A 16,556-nucleotide genomic window follows, 5' to 3' on the forward strand; every position below is an offset into this window, starting at 1 on the left:
GGCCGGTCGTGGGGGGGGGGGGGGGGGGGGGGGGGGGGGGGGGGGGGGGGGGGGGGGGGGGGGGGGGGGGGGGGGGGGGGGGGGGGGGGGGGGGGGGGGGGGGGGGGGNGCCACGTGGCGCCACGCTCATGCGGGAACGGCTAGCCGCCGGCCGCGTGGTGATCGCAGACTTCCCTGCGCGCGCCCTGGATGCCGAGTCCCTGGCCGCGTGCGCTCGGACCCTGGCCGGATCGGTCGACGCAGTGCTCGCCGGCGACTCCGGCACGGCACGCGTGCAGCTTCCCCCCGCCTATCGCGCCCACCTGCTGCGCGCGGCCGGCATCGCCCCGTGGATGGGGGTGAACGCACGGGACCGGAACCGCGTGGCCCTCGAGGGCGAGGCGGCGGCGCTCGCTCACGCGGATACTGCCGGAGTGCACTGCGTGACGGGCGACCACACCGGGATAGGTTCGCGTCCGGACGCCGCGCCGGTGTTCGATCTGGACTCGACGCGGCTCGCGGCGCTGATGGCCGCGCATGGCCATCTGGTCTCGGTCGCAGAGGCGCCGCTGTCCCCGCCCGTGGAGGCCCGGCCAGGACGACTGCTCGAGAAGCAGCGCGCCGGAGCCGAGGTGTGCTTCGTCAACCACGCGGGCGGACCCAAGCCGGTGCGCGCCTTCGTCGAGCTCGCACAGGATGTGGGCGTGACCGTGGGGTTCATCCCGTGCGTGCCCGTCATCGTGGATCGCGACAGCGCGGATCTGATTCGAGGCTTCACATCGCTGGCACTTCCCGACGGGTACCTCGACGGCATTCTGCGTGCCCATGACGTCCGTGCTGGGGGAATCGCGGCGGCGTCACGGCTGGCACTGGAGTTCCTCGAAATCCCCGGAGTGGTCGGGGTTGACCTGTCGGGAGGTCCGGGGGCCGGCCGCGAGCTCGAGTTCGCGGAGGCTGAGGCGGAGATCGGCGCCGCGGTGACGGCATTTTAGGCTCGCGGGTGCCGTCGCCGCTGGCCGTCGCGCGCCAGAGCCCCGTAGCGTAGGGCTCATGGGTCTCACCTGGCGCGAAGTCGTCCACTCCATCCGGGACCTCGACGTATCCCTCGACGACGTCGTGCTCGCCGGCAGTGTGCCGCTGCTCGCTCATGGCGTGCTCACCCAGGTCGGCGACATCGATCTCGTGGCGCGAGGCAGTGCCTGGGAGGCGCTCGCGGGGCGAGGAGACGTGACCGCCGGCGAGATGGGCGATCGCTACGTCGACCTGGCCGGCAAGGTCCAGGTCTTCTCCGGCTGGCGGGGGGAACCGGCCGATGCGATCGTGGCGCGCAGCGCTCGCGTCGACGGCATCCGGGTGGCCTCGCTGACCGACGTCGTCGCCTACAAGCGCAGGCTCGGGCGCCACAAGGACGAGGAGCACCTCGCAGCCCTGAAGCGTTGGGCTGACGAGATGACCGACCCCGCCGTCACCGCGCGCCGCCCCACCACGGTGCTGGCCGACCGTGCTGCGGCAGGGGAACGCCTGGCGCCGGTGCTGTCTGCGCTCGCGCCCGCACGGCCCGCAGTGCTCGCCCTCCCGCGTGGAGGTGTCCCGGTGGCGGCGCCCATCGCTCGCGCCCTGGGCGCTTCGCTCGACGTGCTCGTCGTGCGCAAGCTCGGCCTGCCATCGAACCCCGACTACGCGTTCGGGGCGATCGGCGAGGGCGGCGATCCCCTCGTCGACGAGAGGATCGTCGCCGCCGCAGACCTGCTCGAGAGCGAGGTTGCCGCCGTGGTGGCCGCCGAGCGCAGAGAGCTCGCGCGACGCGTCGCGCTGTATCGCGGCGACGGCCCGGCGCTGTCCCTGTACGGCAGGACCGCGATCGTGGTGGACGATGGCGCCGCGACCGGCTCAACAGCTCAGGCCGCGATCGCAGTGGCGCGGGCGTTGGGTGCCGCAGACGTGATCGTCGCCGTCGGGACGGCCCCGCCCGACGTGCTGGCCATGCTCGGCCGCCACGCGGATCGCGCCGTCGCGGCGATGACGCCAGAGCCTTTCCTGTCGGTCGGCCAGTGGTATCGCGACTTCACCCCGATCGACGACGGCGACGTGCTGACGATCCTGCGCGACGCTTCCTGACGCGGCCATCCGGGCCGCGGCGGCCCTCATCAGCGGGACAGTGCGGCATTGAGCCGCGCCACCCACCTCGGTCCCTGATAGACGAACCCGGTATACGTCTGCAGCAGTGTCGCTCCCGCATCGAGCAGTGCGCGAGCATCGGCCTCCGATTCGATGCCGCCCACCCCGATGATCGCGAGCGAATCGCCGGCTCGCGCCCTGAGGCGGGACACCACCTCGACCGCGCGTGCGCGGACCGGGGGCCCCGACAGGCCCCCAGGGCCGCGATCATGCGCGATCGTCGTGTTGGTGGCGACGATGCCGTCCAAGCCCAGCTCGATGGCGAGGTCGGCGACCGCGTCCACGTCCGCATCGGCCAAGTCCGGTGCGATCTTGACGAGCAGCGGGACGCGACGCGCGACGGCCGCGTCCGCCGCTGCCCGCACATGGGTGAGGATAGGCCGCAGCGCCTCGGTGCTCTGAAGGTCGCGCAGCCCGGGAGTGTTCGGCGAGCTGACGTTGACCACCAGGTAGTCGGCGTACGGGGACAGCAGCCGCGCCGAGTACGCGTAGTCCGTAGCGGCGTGCTCCGCCGGCGTCACCTTGGTTTTGCCGATGTTGACGCCGAGCACCACCTTGCGCCCGGCGCGAGTCGACCGAAGCCGCGCAAGCCTGCGCGCGACCGCATCGGCACCATCGTTGTTGAAGCCCATCTGATTGCGCAGCGCTCTCACGTCCCGCTCACGCCACGACCGCGGCCGCTCGTTGCCTGGCTGTGGCCTGGCCGTCACGGTGCCGATCTCGACGAAGGCGAAGCCTGCCGCCGACAGCCCGGTCACGGCCTGGGCGTTCTTGTCCATGCCCGCCGCGAGTCCGAGGTGGCCCGGCACGTCCATTCCCATGGCCCGCACCGATCCGGACGGGCGCGGGGTCAAGTGCAGCGCGCGGGCCGCACGGAAGGCCCATGCCCCGCGACGGAAGGCTGCGACCCCGAGAGTGTGCGCGCGCTCTGCGTCCACGCGTGCGAGCAAGTGATCGTAGAACAGGCGGTACACGGCACCAACGTAGCGCGAGATAGGGTCGAGCCATGACTTCTCTGAACGCCACAAGCGACTCTGTCAGCACCATTGATGCCGATGCCCTGATCGTGGGCTACGACGGCGACGTCACGGCCCACCCCCAGCTAACGGACGAGGTGCGCGCCGCCATCGCCGAGTCTGCGGCGGCGCTTGAGCCCTCGTCGAAGGCCGGGTCCACCGTGGTGCTCCCCGGCACCGGCGTGAGCGCCACCCGGATCGTCGTGGTGGGCCTCGGCGACGGCTCCGAGGGCGATCTGCGTCTCGCCGCCGGCGCAGCTGCGCGAGCGTGCGGCAAGCAGCCCTCGTCGGTCGTTGTCGCCATCCCCACCGCCGACGACATGACCGCTTCAGCGGTCGCCGAGGGCGCCCTCATGGGTGCCTATACCTTCAACGACTACAAGTCGGATGATGAGGTGGCGAGCTACAAGGGGGCCGATTGGCACATCGCAGGGGCCTCAGAGGCTGCGCTCAGCCGCGCATCGATCCTCGCGGCGGCCGTGACCGGCACCCGCGACCTCATCAACACGCCCCCGCTCGACATGTACCCGGCCGCTGTCGCCGAGGCCGCTCAGGGCTACGCGCAGCAGTTCCCCGTCGACGTGCGCGTCTGGGACGTGCCGGAGCTCGCCGAGGAGGGCTTCGGTGGCATCTTGGGCGTCGGCATGGGCTCCTCGCGCCTGCCGCGCCTGGTCCGAGTCGAGTGGGCGCCGGCGGAGGCAAAGAGCTCGGTCGCGCTGGTCGGAAAGGGCATCACGTTCGACACCGGCGGCATCTCGCTCAAGCCGCCGAAGGGCATGGAGACCATGAAGTCGGACATGTCCGGCGCCGCAGCGGTGCTGCACACCGTGCTTGCCGCGGCGCGCGCTGAACTGCCCGTGAAGGTCACGGGCTGGCTCTGCCTCGCGGAGAACATGCCCTCGGCCACCGCACAGCGCCCATCCGACGTGATCCGCATTTATGGCGGAAAGACCGTCGAGGTCATGAACACCGACGCCGAAGGCCGCTTGGTGCTGGCCGACGGCCTGGTCCGGGCGATCGAGGACAACCCGGATGTGGTGCTCGACGTGGCCACGCTCACGGGCGCTCAGGGCGTCGCTCTCGGCACCCGCACCTCGGGTGTCATGGGACACGAGGAGGTGCGCACGGCGGTCGTGACTGCGGCCGACTCGGTGGACGAGGCCTTCTGGCCGATGCCGCTGCCGTCGTACTTGCGCGAATCGCTCGACTCGAAGGTCGCAGACCTGCGTAACATCGGCGACCCGATGGGCGGAATGCTCTCCGCAGGCGTGTTCCTCCAGGAGTTCGTGGGGGACACTCCGTGGGCGCACCTCGACATCGCCCGCCCGGCGTTCAACGACGGATCCCCGTGGGGCTTCACCACCTCGGGAGCAACGGGAGCCTCCGTGCGCACCTTGTTCCGTTTCCTCGAGACGCGCGCCGGACTCTAGTGAAACCTCGACCGCTGCGGCGATCGGGCCGAGCCCGGTCGCCGCGGTCCGGATCGGTCCTGAATCGCGCGCTCGTGGGCGCTAGCCGCGGCCCTTGCGTTCGCGCTCGTTCCACTCACGCATGCGCGAGGGATAGCCCGAGAGGTTGACGTCGAAGGCGGGTATCCCGAGCTGCTTCGCGACCTTGCGGGCCGTCTCGGTGTCCGGGATGCGCCGCCGAGTCCACTGACCGGTGTCTGCCACCACCACCATGGTGGTCTGCGTGACTCTGGTGGGCGGCTCGATGAACGCCTCGCATCCCTCGTGCTGCCCCACGAAGGACTTCAGATGCGCGACGGTCTCGGCGCGCGCCTCCTTCGAGGCCGTCCCGGCGGCCGTGTCTGTCTGCTTCGACCCGAAGATGCGCGACAAGAAGCTCATGGGCCCAGGGTAGTCATGGGTTGCGGTTCGCGCCGACGCCGACTGGTGGCAAGATGGGCATGACCGACCTTCCCACAAGGAGATCTCATCGTGACCGAGGCCACCCCCCGCTCGTTCGACCTGCTCATCCTTGGCGGAGGCTCCGGCGGCTACGCCGCGGCCTTCCGTGCCTCCCAGCTCGGCCTCAGCGTCGGGCTGGTCGAGGAATCCAAGGTGGGTGGCACCTGCCTTCACAACGGCTGCATCCCCACCAAGGCGCTGCTGCACTCCGCGGAGATCGCAGACAATGCACGCGACGGCGCGAAGTACGGCGTGAACGCCACTCTCGAGTCCATCGACATGAAGGTCGTCAACGAGTACAAGCAGGGCGTGGTCGACCGGCTGTACAAGGGCCTCCAGGGGCTCGTGAAGGCTCGCAAGGTCGAACTCATCGAGGGTCACGGCACTCTCGTGGGACCCGACGCCATCGAGGTCCGGGGCGAGCGCTACACGGCCAAGAACATCCTCCTCGCCACCGGCTCATACGCGCGCTCGCTTCCCGGCCTCGAGATCGGTGGCCGGGTGATGACGTCGGACCAGGCACTCCAGATGGACACCGTCCCCGAGTCCGTCATCGTGCTCGGCGGCGGCGTGATCGGCGTCGAGTTCGCCTCCGTGTGGAAGTCCTTCGGCGCAGACGTCACCGTCATCGAGGCACTCCCCCACCTCGTGCCGAATGAGGAAGAGGTGCTGTCGAAGGGTCTCGAGCGAGCGTTCAAGCGTCGCAAGATCAACTACAAGCTCGGAGTGAAGTTCCAGGGCGTCGAGCAGACCGACTCGGGAGTGAAGGTCTCCCTCGAGGACGGCACGGTGCTCGAGGCCGATGTCCTGCTCGTCTCCGTGGGCCGCGGGCCGCGCACGTCCGGCCTGGGCTACGAGGACCAGGGAGTGCGCCTCGACCGCGGTTTCGTGCTCACCGACGAGAAGCTCCACACGGGCGTCGCGAACATCTACGCCGTCGGCGACATCGTTCCCGGCCTGCAGCTTGCGCACCGCGGCTTCCAGCAAGGCATCTTCGTTGCGGAGACGATCGCCGGGCTCAACCCCCAGCCGATCGTGGAGTCCAACATCCCGCGTGTCACCTACTGCGAGCCCGAGGTCGCGTCCGTCGGCATCACCGAGGCCAAGGCTCGCGAGATCCACGGTGACGACGCTGTCGAGTCGCTCGAGTACAACCTCGGGGGCAACGGCAAGAGCCAGATCCTCGGCACGCAGGGGTTCATCAAGCTGGTCCGGGTCAAGAACGGTCCCGTGGTCGGCGTCCATATGCTGGGCTCGCGCGTAGGCGAGCAGATCGGCGAGGCTCAGCTCATCGTGAGCTGGGAGGCGCACCCCGACGACGTGGCGCCGCTCGTCCACGCGCACCCGACCCAGAATGAAGCGATGGGTGAAGCGCACCTGGCCCTGGCCGGCAAGCCTCTTCACGCCCACGACTGATAACGGAGATAATCCTCACCATGAGCAACGACGTCACTCTTCCGGCCCTGGGCGAATCCGTCACCGAGGGCACCGTCACCCGCTGGCTGAAGTCCGTCGGCGACACCGTTGAGGTCGACGAGCCTCTGCTCGAGGTCTCGACCGACAAGGTCGACACCGAGATTCCCTCTCCCGTCGCCGGCACACTCAACGAGATCCTCGTCGAAGAGGACGACACCGTCGAGGTCGGAGCTGTGCTGGCGCGCATCGGCGACGCCGGTGCAGCCCCCGCCCAGGAATCGGCACCCGCAGCCGAGTCGGCGCCCGCCGAGCAGTCCGCCCCTGCCCAGGAATCGGCACCCGCACCTGAGTCGGCTCCGACCCCTCAGGCGACTGCCTCCGAGCCCGCGCAGGCGGAGCCCGCCTCTAGCCCGGCGGCCGAGGCCGCTGCGCCCAGCGAGCAAGAGTCCGCACCGGCCTCCGGGGGCGGTGGCGGTGGCGAGGACGTCACTCTTCCGGCCCTGGGCGAATCCGTCACCGAGGGCACCGTCACCCGCTGGCTGAAGTCCGTCGGCGACACCGTTGAGGTCGACGAGCCTCTGCTCGAGGTCTCGACCGACAAGGTCGACACCGAGATTCCCTCTCCCGTCGCCGGCACACTCAACGAGATCCTCGTCGAAGAGGACGACACCGTCGAGGTCGGAGCTGTGCTGGCGCGCATCGGCGACGCCGGTGCAGCCCCCGCACAGGAATCGGCACCCGCAGCCGAGTCGGCGCCCGCCGAGCAGTCCGCCCCTGCCCAGGAATCGGCACCCGCACCTGCGTCGGCGCCCGCCGAGCAGTCGGCCCCTGCCCAGGAATCGGCGCCCGCACCTGAGTCGGCGCCCGCCGAGCAGTCCGCCCCTGCCCAGGAATCGGCACCCGCACCTGAGTCGGCGCCCGCCGAGCAGTCGGCTCCGGTCACCACGTCCGGGCCCGAGCCGGAGCCCGCTCCCGGCGAGGAGCCCGCTCCGACCCCCGAGACGGAGGCTCCCGCGGCTGCCTCTGCCCCTGCTGAGAAGTCCGCTCCTGCCACGCAGTCCGCCTCCGAGTCCGCCGGCTCGGGCTACGTCACACCCATCGTGCGCAAGCTCGCGAGGGAGCGCGGCGTTGATCTGTCTCAGGTCTCCGGCTCCGGCGTGGGAGGACGCATCCGCAAGGAGGACGTCATCAGCGCCGCCGAGTCGGCACAGGCGGCGACGCCCACCCAGTCCGCGGCACCCGCGGCGGCATCAGAGTCTGCCAAGGCACCCGAGCTCGTCGAGTCGGAGCTGCGCGGCCAGACCGTGAAGATGACGCGCATCCGCAAGGTCACCGCAGACAAGATGATGGAGTCGCTGCACGGGATGGCGCAGCTCACCTCTGTCATCGAGGTTGACTGCTCGAAAATCTGGGCCCTGCGGGCCTCGACCAAGGACGCCTTCTTCGAGAAGCACGGCGTGAAGCTGTCGTTCCTGCCCTTCTTCACGAAGGCAGTCTCCGAGGCTCTCGCCGAGCACGCGAACGTGAACGCGTCCGTCAGCGATGACGGCAAGTCGATCGTCTACCACCCGGCCGTCAATCTGTCGATCGCAGTGGACACCGAGAAGGGCCTCATGCTGCCGACCATGCGGGGGGCGGACTCCATGTCGCTCCCCGAGCAGACGCAGGCCATCGCCGATCTCGCCGAGCGCGCGCGCTCGGGCGGCCTCAAGGCAGACGAGATCTCCGGCGGCACGTTCTCCGTGACCAACACTGGCTCGGTCGGCACGCTGTTCGACACCCCCGTCGTGCCCGCCCCCCAGGCAGGAATCCTCGCGACGTGCGCGATCGTCAAGCGCGCGGCCGTCGTGAAGGGCCCTGACGGCGAGGACGTCATATCGATTCGCCCCATGTGCTACCTGCCGCTCAGCTACGACCACCGCCTGGTGGACGGCGCCGACGCGGCTCGGTTCCTGCAGAGCGTGAAGAAGCGCATCGAGGCCGGCGCATTCGAGGCTGACCTCGGGTTGTAGGGAGTCCAGTGCGGGTAGTCATCGCAGGGTCGTCCGGCTTGATCGGCACGGCACTCAAGGACTCGTTGCGCGCTGACGACCATGACGTGGTGGCACTGGTCCGGCGCGAAGCTCGCGGGTCTCAAGAGTCATCGTGGGACCCATCAGAGGGCGAGGTCGACCACGACCTGCTGTCATCCGCCGACGTGGTCGTCAACCTCGCCGGGGCATCGATCGGCGCCAAGCGGCTCACGGACTCGCATGCCGAGCTGGTGCTGCAGTCGCGCCTCGACTCGACCGGGACCCTGGTGCGCGCCCTCACGGATGTGTCGTACAGCGGGACGCTGCTCCAGGGCTCCGCGATGGGCTACTACGGCGACCGCGGCGAGGACCACCTGACCGAGCGCTCGGGCCCGGGCGACACCTTGCTGGCGTCCATCGTCACCCAATGGGAGGCCGCCGCGCAGCCCGCGATCGACGCCGGCATCCGTACCGTCGTGGCGCGCACGGGTCTCGTGCTCGCGCCGCACGGGGGGTTCGCCGAGCGGCTCATGCCGCTCGTCACGCGCGGGGTGCTGCGATCACTCGGCAAGGGCACCGCGTGGCATTCGTGGATCACTCTCGAGGACCACATCCGCGCACTGCGGTTCCTCATCGACGCCGACCACGAGGGACCCGTGAACGTCATCGCGCCCATCGCGGTGCGCGACAGGGACCTCATTCGTGCGATGTCGGAAGCGGCCGGCCGCTCCCCCGGGCTGCCCGTCCCGGCGTGGGCACTGCGCATCGTCGTGGGCCGGGCCATCGAGGATCTGCTCTCGAGTCAGCTCGCCTCACCGGGCGTGCTCAAGCGCCTCGACTTCGCCTGGCGTCACCCCGAGATCGCGGGGGCGGCCGAGTGGGTCATGACAGAGGCCGGGCACGCGCCACGGTCCAGCGACCGTCCCACCTGAGCTCGAGCTCCACCCGCTGTTCATAACCGGGGACGGCGACCGATCCTTCAGGGGTGACGATGTGATGGTCCGTCACCGCGTACCGCACGGTCGCAGTCGACGCCTTGCCCGAGTGCTCTGTCACCGCGACGTCGCGCACCTCGACCTCGAGTCCCTCGTAGCGCGCGAGGCCTTCATCGAGCCGGCGCGCCAGCTCCGCCGTCTCACCGGCGAGCGGCCCGTCACCCACCGTTGCCATCAGGCCTTCACCATCGCCTGACGCGAGAGCGTCGATGCGCTGAGAGGTCAGATCCGCGGCTGCGCGCTCCGGCGCTTGGAGCGGCACACCGGTCGCGGCCGCTGCGGACTCGGGCGCGATGCTATCGACGAGCCTTGGCACCGCCACGACACCGGCGGCGGCGATCGCCGCCAAGCCGACGCCGGCCCCGACCCGCACCGCGATGCGGCGCAAGCGCCACGAGCGCCCGGATGCAATCCTCTCGGTGCGCTCGCTTGCCCGGGCCCGGACCGCGCTCACCACCTCCGAGCGTTGCGGCACGGTGACTGGTTCCTCCCGCGCACACGAGGCCAACGCGCGTGCGGCCACATCGACCGGCGGTCGCGACCCGGGGTCGCCCACGACAAGGGGCGCAGTCCACGCCTCGATCGGAATGCTGTCGCGATCCGTCACGCACCAGCGCAGCAACGCGCCGAGCGAGTACGCGTCTCCTGCAGCGGTGGCACCAGCTGCGCGCTCGGGCGCTCGAAACCCGACGGTGCCGCGCTCATCATCGAGGCATCCGCCCACGGTGTCCACGATGACCACTCGGCCGTTCGCGACCACGACGTTCGCTGGCGCGACATCGCCGTGCGCGATGCCACGGCGGTGCAACTCCTCCAGTGCCGCGGCGATCCGGACACCGAGCCACACGCATTCCCCGGCACTGAGGGGGCCTCGCCTGGTCTCCAGCTCGGCCAGATCGACGCCCTCGAGCCAGGGCACGGTGACCACCACCTGGTCGCCAGAAGCGACCCCCACGCTCGACGGCACCAGCACGCCCTTGTGGGTCACCTCGCGCAGTGAGCGCACGCGATCCGTGACGCGGGCCAGCACCTCAGGCCCGGTGCCGACCGCGCGCGTCACCACCCGCGCATCGGGTGCCTGCTCACTGGACATGCCCCCACTGTGGCGCGCGAAGGCGCCACCACGGGGTTTTCCACAGGCCTACTTGGGAACGCGAGTGGCCCATGGCCACCACGCCGGTCGACCGATGTCCCCGACGAGCCCCGGCACCAGCAGCGAGCGGACCACGAACGTGTCGATCAGCACGCCGAGTCCCACGATGACGGCGATCTGTGCGAGGAAGATGAGCGGGATCACGCCGAGCGCGGCGAACGTGGCCGCGAGGACGATGCCTGCGGACGTGATCACGCCGCCCGTCACGGCTAGGGCTCGCCGCACGCCGTCCCTGGTGCCATGGATGAGCGATTCCTCGCGCGCCCGCGACATGAGGAAGATGGAGTAGTCCACGCCCAGCGCGACCAGGAACACGAAGGCCAGCAGCGGCACCGCCGGGTCGGAGCCCGGGAAGCCGAACACATGGTTGAACAGGAGGGCAGACAGGCCGAGCGTCGCGCCGTAGGAGAGGATGTTGGCCAGCACGATGAGTAGTGGTGCCACGACCGCTCGCAACAGCATCACCAGCACTACGAAGATGACGGCGAGAATGGTCGGGATGATGATCAGGGTGTCGCGTTGCGTAGTGATGCGGGTATCGAGCTGCTCAGCGGCCGCTCCCCCGACCACGACGTCGTCACCCAGTGGATGAACTGCGTCGCGCACGTCTTGCACGATATCGGCGGCCTCAGACGAGCTTGACGACACCTGAGTAACGGCGAGGACGGAGGCGCGCCCGTCGATCTCGACCGGCTCCTCGTCCGGCACCGCTCCGGGAGGGGCACCCTCGAGCACCGACGGGGTGACCGCGTACGCGGACTCGACCCCGTCGACGCCTGACGCGGCATCGACCGCCGCGTCAGTCTGGTCCGCAGGTACGAAGATGCGGATCGGCGACGTCGCACCAGCATCGAAGTGCTCCTCGAGCACCTCGGTGCCCTGGACCGAGTCAGTGCGGGCCGTGAAGACGTCCTGCTGGCCGAGTCCCTGAGCCTTGAACGTGGGGAAGAACGCCGCGAGCAGTAGCAATCCGCCGGCTGCGATGAGCCACGTCCGGCGCGGGCGAGAGTCGACGGCGCGAGCGACCTTGGGCCAGAACCCCGATCCCTCCGAGGGGTCCGACGCCTGATCGCCCTCCGCCGCGTCGTAGCGCGGGAGCGCCGGCCAGAACACTCCGCGTGCGCGGCGTCCCCCGATGAGGAGCAAGGAAGGCAGGAGCGTGAGCGCCGCCAGCAGCGCAGCCGCGATGCCGATGGCACCCGCCGGGCCCAGGGCCGCGTTGGACTTCAGGTCGCTCAGCAGCAGCACGAGCAGGCCAAGGATCACGGTGCCGGACGATGCGGCGATGGGCTCGAGCGAGCGGCGCCACGCTCGCCACAGTGCCGCGTACGTCGACTCGACGCGCACGAGCTCCTCTCGGTACCGGGCGACAAGAAGCAGCGCGTAGTCCGTGGTCGCACCGACCACGAGGATGAACATGATGCCTTGCGCCTGGCCGTTCAAGGTGATCGTGCCTGCGTCCGCAAGCGCGTAGACACCCAGGATCGCGCCGGTGAGCGCGATGATCGCCGTGGACAGCACGAGCAATGGCAGCACCGGGCTGCGGTAGACGATGAGGAGAATCACGAGCACCACGGCCAGTGCGACCAGCAGCAGGATGCCGTCGATGCCCGCGAACGCCTCCAGCAGATCCGCGAGGATGCCGAGCCCGCCTGTCAGGTGACCGTCGAGACCGGTGTCCTGCTCGGACCAGACGTCACGGATGGTCTGTGCGACCAACTCGCCCACGGCCCCCTCACCCGCGGGCTCCTCGACCACGTCGGAGGTGATGGAGAACGTCACCAGCGCCGCCTCGCCATCTTCGGACGGCACGACCTCGGGCATCTGCTCGGAAGCCGGAGGTGCGAGAACGGCGCCCACGGTGCGGCCCTGCTCGTCGCCCTCGATGGGGGCCGCCACCACCTCTTCGACGAAGGCTCGGATCACCGCGAGGTCCTCCTCGCCTTCGATCCCGTCGACCACGAAGATCCCGGGTACCGCCTGTGCGGGAGAGAACTCGCCTTGCAGTTCCGCCGCGCGGGTCGACTCGGCGGACGAGGGCAGGAAGGCGGCGCTGTCGTTCTCCTGGACGTCTGAGAGCTTGCCGAAGGTCTGGCCGCCGGCGCCGCCAACGGCGAGCCAGCCGATGATCACGAGGACGATGGCAAGAGGCCGGAGCCAAGCGCGCGAAGTCATGCTCATATGGTGCCCTAACGCCGCGGTGACCGGGGCATTCCCGCGGGTTTAGCCTGGAGGCTATGGAAACGCTCAACCTCGACGTCGGTACCCGCGAAGTGCCGTACCAGGAGGCATGGGATCTCCAGCGGCAGCTCCACGCCGAACGCGTCGCGGGTCAGCGTCCCGACACCGTCGTGGTGGTCGAGCACGAGAGCGTCTACACCGCAGGCAAGCGCACCGCACGCTGGGACCGGCCCGTCGACGGCACGCCAGTCGTCGACGTGGACCGCGGGGGCCGCATCACCTGGCACGGCCCGGGTCAGTTGGTGGGCTACCCCATCGTCAAACTGCGTGAGCCGGTCGATGTCGTCAAGTACGTGCGCGCTCTCGAGCAGGCGTTCATCGACCTGACCGCGTCGTACGGACTTGAGGCGCTCCGCATCGAAGACCGCTCTGGGGTCTGGCTGCCCGCGACGGAGACGCGACGGGAGCGGAAGATCTGCGCGATCGGCGTGCGCGTCGCCAAGGGCGTCACGATGCACGGCTTCGCGTTCAACTGCGACCCGACGCTCGGCGAGTTCGACCGGATCGTGCCGTGCGGCATCGACGATGCCGACGTGACATCCCTGTCCCTGGAACTCGGACGGGTCGTGACCATCGAGGATGTGCTCCCCGCCGCCCTCGGATTCCTAGAAACCGCACTGGCAGACGTACGCTGGGAGACGGCGGTGCCTACAGGCTCCACCAATGACGTCGCCACTCATCACAAGGAGACCGCGTGACCATCGCACCAGAAGGCCGCCGCATGCTGCGCGTCGAGGCCCGCAATTCCGAGACCCCCATCGAGCGCAAGCCCGAGTGGATTCGTACCAAGGCCACGATGGGACCCGAGTACTCGGAACTGAAATCCCTGGTGAAATCGGGCGGACTCCACACCGTGTGTGAAGAGGCCGGCTGCCCCAACATCTTCGAATGCTGGGAGGACCGCGAGGCGACCTTCCTCATCGGCGGCGCGCAGTGCACACGCCGGTGCGACTTCTGTCAGATCGACACGGGTAAGCCCTCTCCCCTGGACCGTACGGAGCCCCTCAAGGTGGCGAATTCGGTCAAGGAGATGGGCCTCAAGTACTCGACCATCACCGGAGTGGCGCGCGACGATCTCGCGGATGGTGGCGCGTGGTTGTACGCCGAGACGGTGCGACAGATTCACGGACTTGGCCTGGGCACCGGAGTCGAGCTGCTCATCCCCGACTTCAACGCCGAGCCCGACCAACTGGCCGAGGTGTTCTCGTCCCGGCCCGAGGTGCTCGCCCACAACGTCGAGACCGTGCCCCGCATCTTCAAGCGCATTCGCCCGGCGTTCACGTACGAGCGTTCGCTGCGGGTCATCACCGAGGCTCAGCGCGACGGGCTCGTGACGAAGTCGAACCTCATCCTCGGCATGGGTGAGACCTTCGACGAGGCCGTACAGGCCCTCCAGGACCTGCACGATGCGGGTTGCGACCTCATCACCATCACCCAGTACCTGCGCCCGAGCCCCCGCCACCACCCCGTCGAGCGGTGGGTCAAGCCCCAGGAGTTCGTCGAACTCTCTGACGCCGCCGAGGAGATGGGATTCCTGGGCGTCATGTCGGGCCCGCTCGTGCGCTCGTCCTACCGTGCCGGCCGCCTGTGGGGCCAGGCCATGAAGAGCAAGGGCCGCCCCATTCCCCCACAGCTCGCGCACCTGGGCGAGCCCATGGAGGCTCGCCAGGAGGCGTCGTTCCTGCTGAATCGCAGCGCTGCTCCCGCGTGCTGACCCTCACTCTTCTCCGCGCATCGGCCGTCCGCCGGTGAGCGACTAGACTGTGCCGCATCATGGCTAAGGAACCTCAGAAGAAGCCCCGCTGGTACAAGCTCGTCGCGCAGGCCTACAAGTCGACGGCGCCGGACGACAAGTGGCTGCTGCCGCTGCTGATCCTGATCCCGGTGGGCATCATCGGGCTGTCGGTGGTCATCGGGCTGCTGCTGTCCGACTCGACCATCGTGCTGGTGTACTCGATCATCTTCGGCGTTCTCGCCGCCGCACTGGCCACCATGTACACGCTGACGCGACGCTTCGAGAAGAACGCCTTCCGGCGCATGGAGGGTCAGATGGGCGCGTCCGTCTCGATCGCCCAGTCCATTCGCCGCGGGTGGACGTTCGGTGACGACCCGGTCTCGATCGATCCGCGCGGCAAGTCGCTGGTCTTCCAGGGCATCGGCAAGGGCGGCGTGCTCCTGCTCGCTGAGGGCGGCAACGCCGCGAATAAGCAGGTCGTCTCGGTCAAGCGACGCATCAACAAGCTCGTCCCCGGCGTGCCGGTGCACACCCTCTACATCGGCACCGGCGAGGGTCAGGTCCCCCTCAAGAACCTCACCAAGGCGATCCGCAAGCACAAGAAGGTGCTGAGCAAGCACCAGCGCGAGCAGGTGTCCGCGCGGCTGCGCGCGATCGGTGGCCAGAAGCTTCCCGTGCCGAAGGGCGTGGATCCCATGCGGGCCCGCCCCGACCGCAAGGCGATGCGCGGCCGCTAAGCCGCCCCCGCATCGGCCGTCCTCACTGACGGATCACCGTCCGTGCGTGACGTAGGGATGTCTGGACCGCTCCCCACGCATCAGTCGCCGCGCATACGTGGCGACGATCGCGTCAGTGCGTTTCGGGAATGGTCAGCACAATGCGCGAGCCCTCGAGGCGCACGCCCACCTGGGTCATGTCGTCCACGCGCGGCAGTCCCTCAGTTGCCGGTGAGCGGTTGCCGCCCACCACGACCACCGCGCAGCCGGCGGCCTGTCCCGCCTGGATGCCGGCATCGGTGTCCTCGAACACCACGCATTCACGAGGATCGACAGCGAGACGCGCGGCCGCGCTCGCATAGCCCTCGGGGTCCGGCTTGCCGCGGTCGACATCGTCAGCACCGATGAGCACCTGAGGCTCCGCGATCCCCACAGCCGCCAGACGACCCCGCGCGGGACCTGCCAACGCCGACGTCACCAGCGCCCACCGGTCAGGCGGCAGCGCACGGATGAACGCCGCCGCGCCGGGAATCTCCAGCACTCCCTCGAAGCGACTGGTCTCCATCGCGTGGATGTGGTCGCGCCAGTGACGAATCTCCTCAGGATCCTCGAGGTACCGCTCCACCGTCGAACGGCTCGGCCGACCGTGCGCGAAGGCGAGGACCTCGAGCGGGTCGAGCCCGTGCGCGGAGGAGAACTCGTTCCACATGACGTCCACGAGGGCGTTCGAGTCGACGAGGGTGCCGTCCATATCGCAGAGCACCGCGGACACCGACAGCTCAGTCACGCGACCGCCCTTTCAGGGGCACGATGAAGGTGCCTGCCGCCCTGTCGTGAAGACCGCGACCGTCCTCGTCCCAGACCACCGCCGGAATCACCAGCGCGAGGAGCACGGTACGCGCCAGCGCTCGCAGCACGCCCACGAATGGCGCGCCGTCCTCACGCACGACGCGCAGACCCACAATGCGGTGCCCGACGGTGGTTCCGAGCGTCGCCACCAGCACGAGGTGCTGGACCATCCAGATGCCGAGCGTCGCCATGGGGGCGCCCGCGAGCAGCACGCGCTCCACCGCCGTGAGGGTGGAGGTGTCGCCAGCGGGAAAGAACGCGGAGGAGATGAGCAGGCACAGCACCCAGTCGATGCCAATCCCCACGAGCCGTCGGCCGACCTTGGCGCGGGAGGTCTCGGGGGGCGCGGCGGTCAC

At 69.5% G+C, this 16,556-nt stretch carries 15 protein-coding genes; 9 read left to right on the forward strand and 6 right to left on the reverse strand.

Going from position 1 to position 16,556, the window contains the following annotated elements; translation table 11 throughout:
• Positions 1–128 precede the first annotated feature (128 nt).
• Together ACNI3K_RS11855 and ACNI3K_RS11860 are read left to right on the forward strand one after the other, a co-directional pair.
• A complete protein-coding gene (locus tag ACNI3K_RS11855) occupies positions 129–971 on the forward strand; it encodes a methylenetetrahydrofolate reductase (RefSeq protein WP_419392155.1) in 843 nt (280 codons plus the stop codon).
• 58 nt (positions 972–1,029) lie between these two features.
• Positions 1,030–2,097 carry a phosphoribosyltransferase gene (locus ACNI3K_RS11860; RefSeq protein WP_419392101.1) on the forward strand — a complete coding sequence of 356 codons (1,068 nt, stop codon included), beginning with the start codon at positions 1,030–1,032 and terminating at the stop codon, positions 2,095–2,097.
• A 29-nt stretch (positions 2,098–2,126) separates the two neighbouring features.
• Here ACNI3K_RS11860 and ACNI3K_RS11865 read toward each other — a convergent pair whose 3' ends face one another.
• Positions 2,127–3,131 carry a quinone-dependent dihydroorotate dehydrogenase gene (locus ACNI3K_RS11865; protein ID WP_419392102.1) on the reverse strand — a complete coding sequence of 335 codons (1,005 nt, stop codon included), beginning with the start codon at positions 3,129–3,131 and terminating at the stop codon, positions 2,127–2,129.
• A gap of 32 nt (positions 3,132–3,163) precedes the next feature.
• Here ACNI3K_RS11865 and ACNI3K_RS11870 point away from each other — a divergent pair, with 32 nt between their 5' ends.
• Positions 3,164–4,603, forward strand: a complete 1,440-nt coding sequence (locus ACNI3K_RS11870; RefSeq protein ID WP_419392103.1) for a leucyl aminopeptidase — start codon at positions 3,164–3,166, stop codon at positions 4,601–4,603.
• Positions 4,604–4,684: 81 nt separating this feature from the next.
• On the opposite strand, the gene ACNI3K_RS11875 is transcribed toward ACNI3K_RS11870, so the two are convergent.
• A complete protein-coding gene (locus ACNI3K_RS11875) occupies positions 4,685–5,023 on the reverse strand; it encodes an oxidoreductase (protein ID WP_419392104.1) in 339 nt (112 codons plus the stop codon).
• Positions 5,024–5,113: 90 nt separating this feature from the next.
• Here ACNI3K_RS11875 and lpdA point away from each other — a divergent pair, with 90 nt between their 5' ends.
• From lpdA to ACNI3K_RS11890, 3 genes are read left to right on the forward strand one after another with little or no spacing between them, the layout of a single operon-like run.
• Positions 5,114–6,499 carry a dihydrolipoyl dehydrogenase gene (gene lpdA, locus ACNI3K_RS11880; protein WP_419392105.1) on the forward strand — a complete coding sequence of 462 codons (1,386 nt, stop codon included), beginning with the start codon at positions 5,114–5,116 and terminating at the stop codon, positions 6,497–6,499.
• Between the two features lie 20 nt (positions 6,500–6,519).
• Positions 6,520–8,511: a 2-oxoglutarate dehydrogenase, E2 component, dihydrolipoamide succinyltransferase gene (gene sucB / locus ACNI3K_RS11885; RefSeq protein WP_419392106.1), complete on the forward strand. Its 1,992-nt coding sequence runs from the start codon at positions 6,520–6,522 to the stop codon at positions 8,509–8,511.
• Positions 8,512–8,519: 8 nt separating this feature from the next.
• Positions 8,520–9,443: a TIGR01777 family oxidoreductase gene (locus ACNI3K_RS11890; protein ID WP_419392107.1), complete on the forward strand. Its 924-nt coding sequence runs from the start codon at positions 8,520–8,522 to the stop codon at positions 9,441–9,443.
• Here the strand turns inward: ACNI3K_RS11890 and ACNI3K_RS11895 are convergent.
• Positions 9,394–10,599, reverse strand: a complete 1,206-nt coding sequence (locus tag ACNI3K_RS11895) for a protein kinase domain-containing protein (protein WP_419392108.1) — start codon at positions 10,597–10,599, stop codon at positions 9,394–9,396. The two genes, ACNI3K_RS11890 and ACNI3K_RS11895, sit on opposite strands and share 50 nt — an antisense overlap.
• Positions 10,600–10,647: 48 nt before the next feature.
• The gene (locus ACNI3K_RS11900; protein WP_419392109.1) at positions 10,648–12,834 is read right to left on the reverse strand and encodes an MMPL family transporter; all 2,187 of its coding nucleotides are present in this window, start codon (positions 12,832–12,834) and stop codon (positions 10,648–10,650) included.
• Positions 12,835–12,896: 62 nt separating this feature from the next.
• On the opposite strand from ACNI3K_RS11900, the gene lipB reads away from it, so the two are divergent.
• Genes lipB through ACNI3K_RS11915 form a run of 3 tightly spaced genes read left to right on the forward strand, consistent with a single transcriptional unit; the run spans position 12,897 to position 15,372 of the window.
• Positions 12,897–13,598, forward strand: coding sequence for a lipoyl(octanoyl) transferase LipB (gene lipB / locus ACNI3K_RS11905; protein WP_419392110.1), 702 nt, complete (start codon positions 12,897–12,899; stop codon positions 13,596–13,598).
• Complete coding sequence (gene lipA / locus ACNI3K_RS11910; RefSeq protein WP_419392111.1) at positions 13,595–14,614, forward strand: lipoyl synthase; 1,020 nt, start codon at positions 13,595–13,597, stop codon at positions 14,612–14,614. Before lipB ends, lipA begins: the two co-directional genes overlap by 4 nt.
• A gap of 59 nt (positions 14,615–14,673) precedes the next feature.
• Entirely contained in the window at positions 14,674–15,372 is a 699-nt protein-coding gene (locus tag ACNI3K_RS11915) for a DUF4191 family protein (protein WP_419392112.1), read from the forward strand.
• Positions 15,373–15,484: 112 nt separating this feature from the next.
• Here ACNI3K_RS11915 and ACNI3K_RS11920 read toward each other — a convergent pair whose 3' ends face one another.
• Both ACNI3K_RS11920 and ACNI3K_RS11925 read right to left on the reverse strand, forming a co-directional pair.
• On the reverse strand, positions 15,485–16,138 hold the full coding sequence (locus ACNI3K_RS11920; RefSeq protein ID WP_419392113.1) for an HAD-IA family hydrolase: 654 nt from the start codon (positions 16,136–16,138) through the stop codon (positions 15,485–15,487).
• Positions 16,131–16,556, reverse strand: coding sequence for an RDD family protein (locus ACNI3K_RS11925; protein ID WP_419392114.1), 426 nt, complete (start codon positions 16,554–16,556; stop codon positions 16,131–16,133). Before ACNI3K_RS11925 ends, ACNI3K_RS11920 begins: the two co-directional genes overlap by 8 nt.

It is taken from the genome of Demequina ureilytica (assembly GCF_048553575.1).
GTDB lineage: Bacteria > Actinomycetota > Actinomycetes > Actinomycetales > Demequinaceae > Demequina.

Excerpts from the sequence above, each read along its gene's own strand:
- ACNI3K_RS11870 (WP_419392103.1), top strand. The coding sequence starts at position 3,164 with ATGACTTCTCTGAACGCCACAAGCGACTCTGTCAGCACCATTGATGCC.
- ACNI3K_RS11875 (WP_419392104.1), bottom strand. The coding sequence starts at position 5,023 with ATGAGCTTCTTGTCGCGCATCTTCGGGTCGAAGCAGACAGACACGGCC.
- lipB (WP_419392110.1), top strand. The coding sequence starts at position 12,897 with ATGGAAACGCTCAACCTCGACGTCGGTACCCGCGAAGTGCCGTACCAG.
- ACNI3K_RS11860 (WP_419392101.1), top strand. The coding sequence starts at position 1,030 with ATGGGTCTCACCTGGCGCGAAGTCGTCCACTCCATCCGGGACCTCGAC.
- ACNI3K_RS11855 (WP_419392155.1), top strand. The coding sequence starts at position 129 with ATGCGGGAACGGCTAGCCGCCGGCCGCGTGGTGATCGCAGACTTCCCT.
- sucB (WP_419392106.1), top strand. The coding sequence starts at position 6,520 with ATGAGCAACGACGTCACTCTTCCGGCCCTGGGCGAATCCGTCACCGAG.
- ACNI3K_RS11895 (WP_419392108.1), bottom strand. The coding sequence starts at position 10,599 with ATGTCCAGTGAGCAGGCACCCGATGCGCGGGTGGTGACGCGCGCGGTC.
- ACNI3K_RS11915 (WP_419392112.1), top strand. The coding sequence starts at position 14,674 with ATGGCTAAGGAACCTCAGAAGAAGCCCCGCTGGTACAAGCTCGTCGCG.
- ACNI3K_RS11900 (WP_419392109.1), bottom strand. The coding sequence starts at position 12,834 with ATGACTTCGCGCGCTTGGCTCCGGCCTCTTGCCATCGTCCTCGTGATC.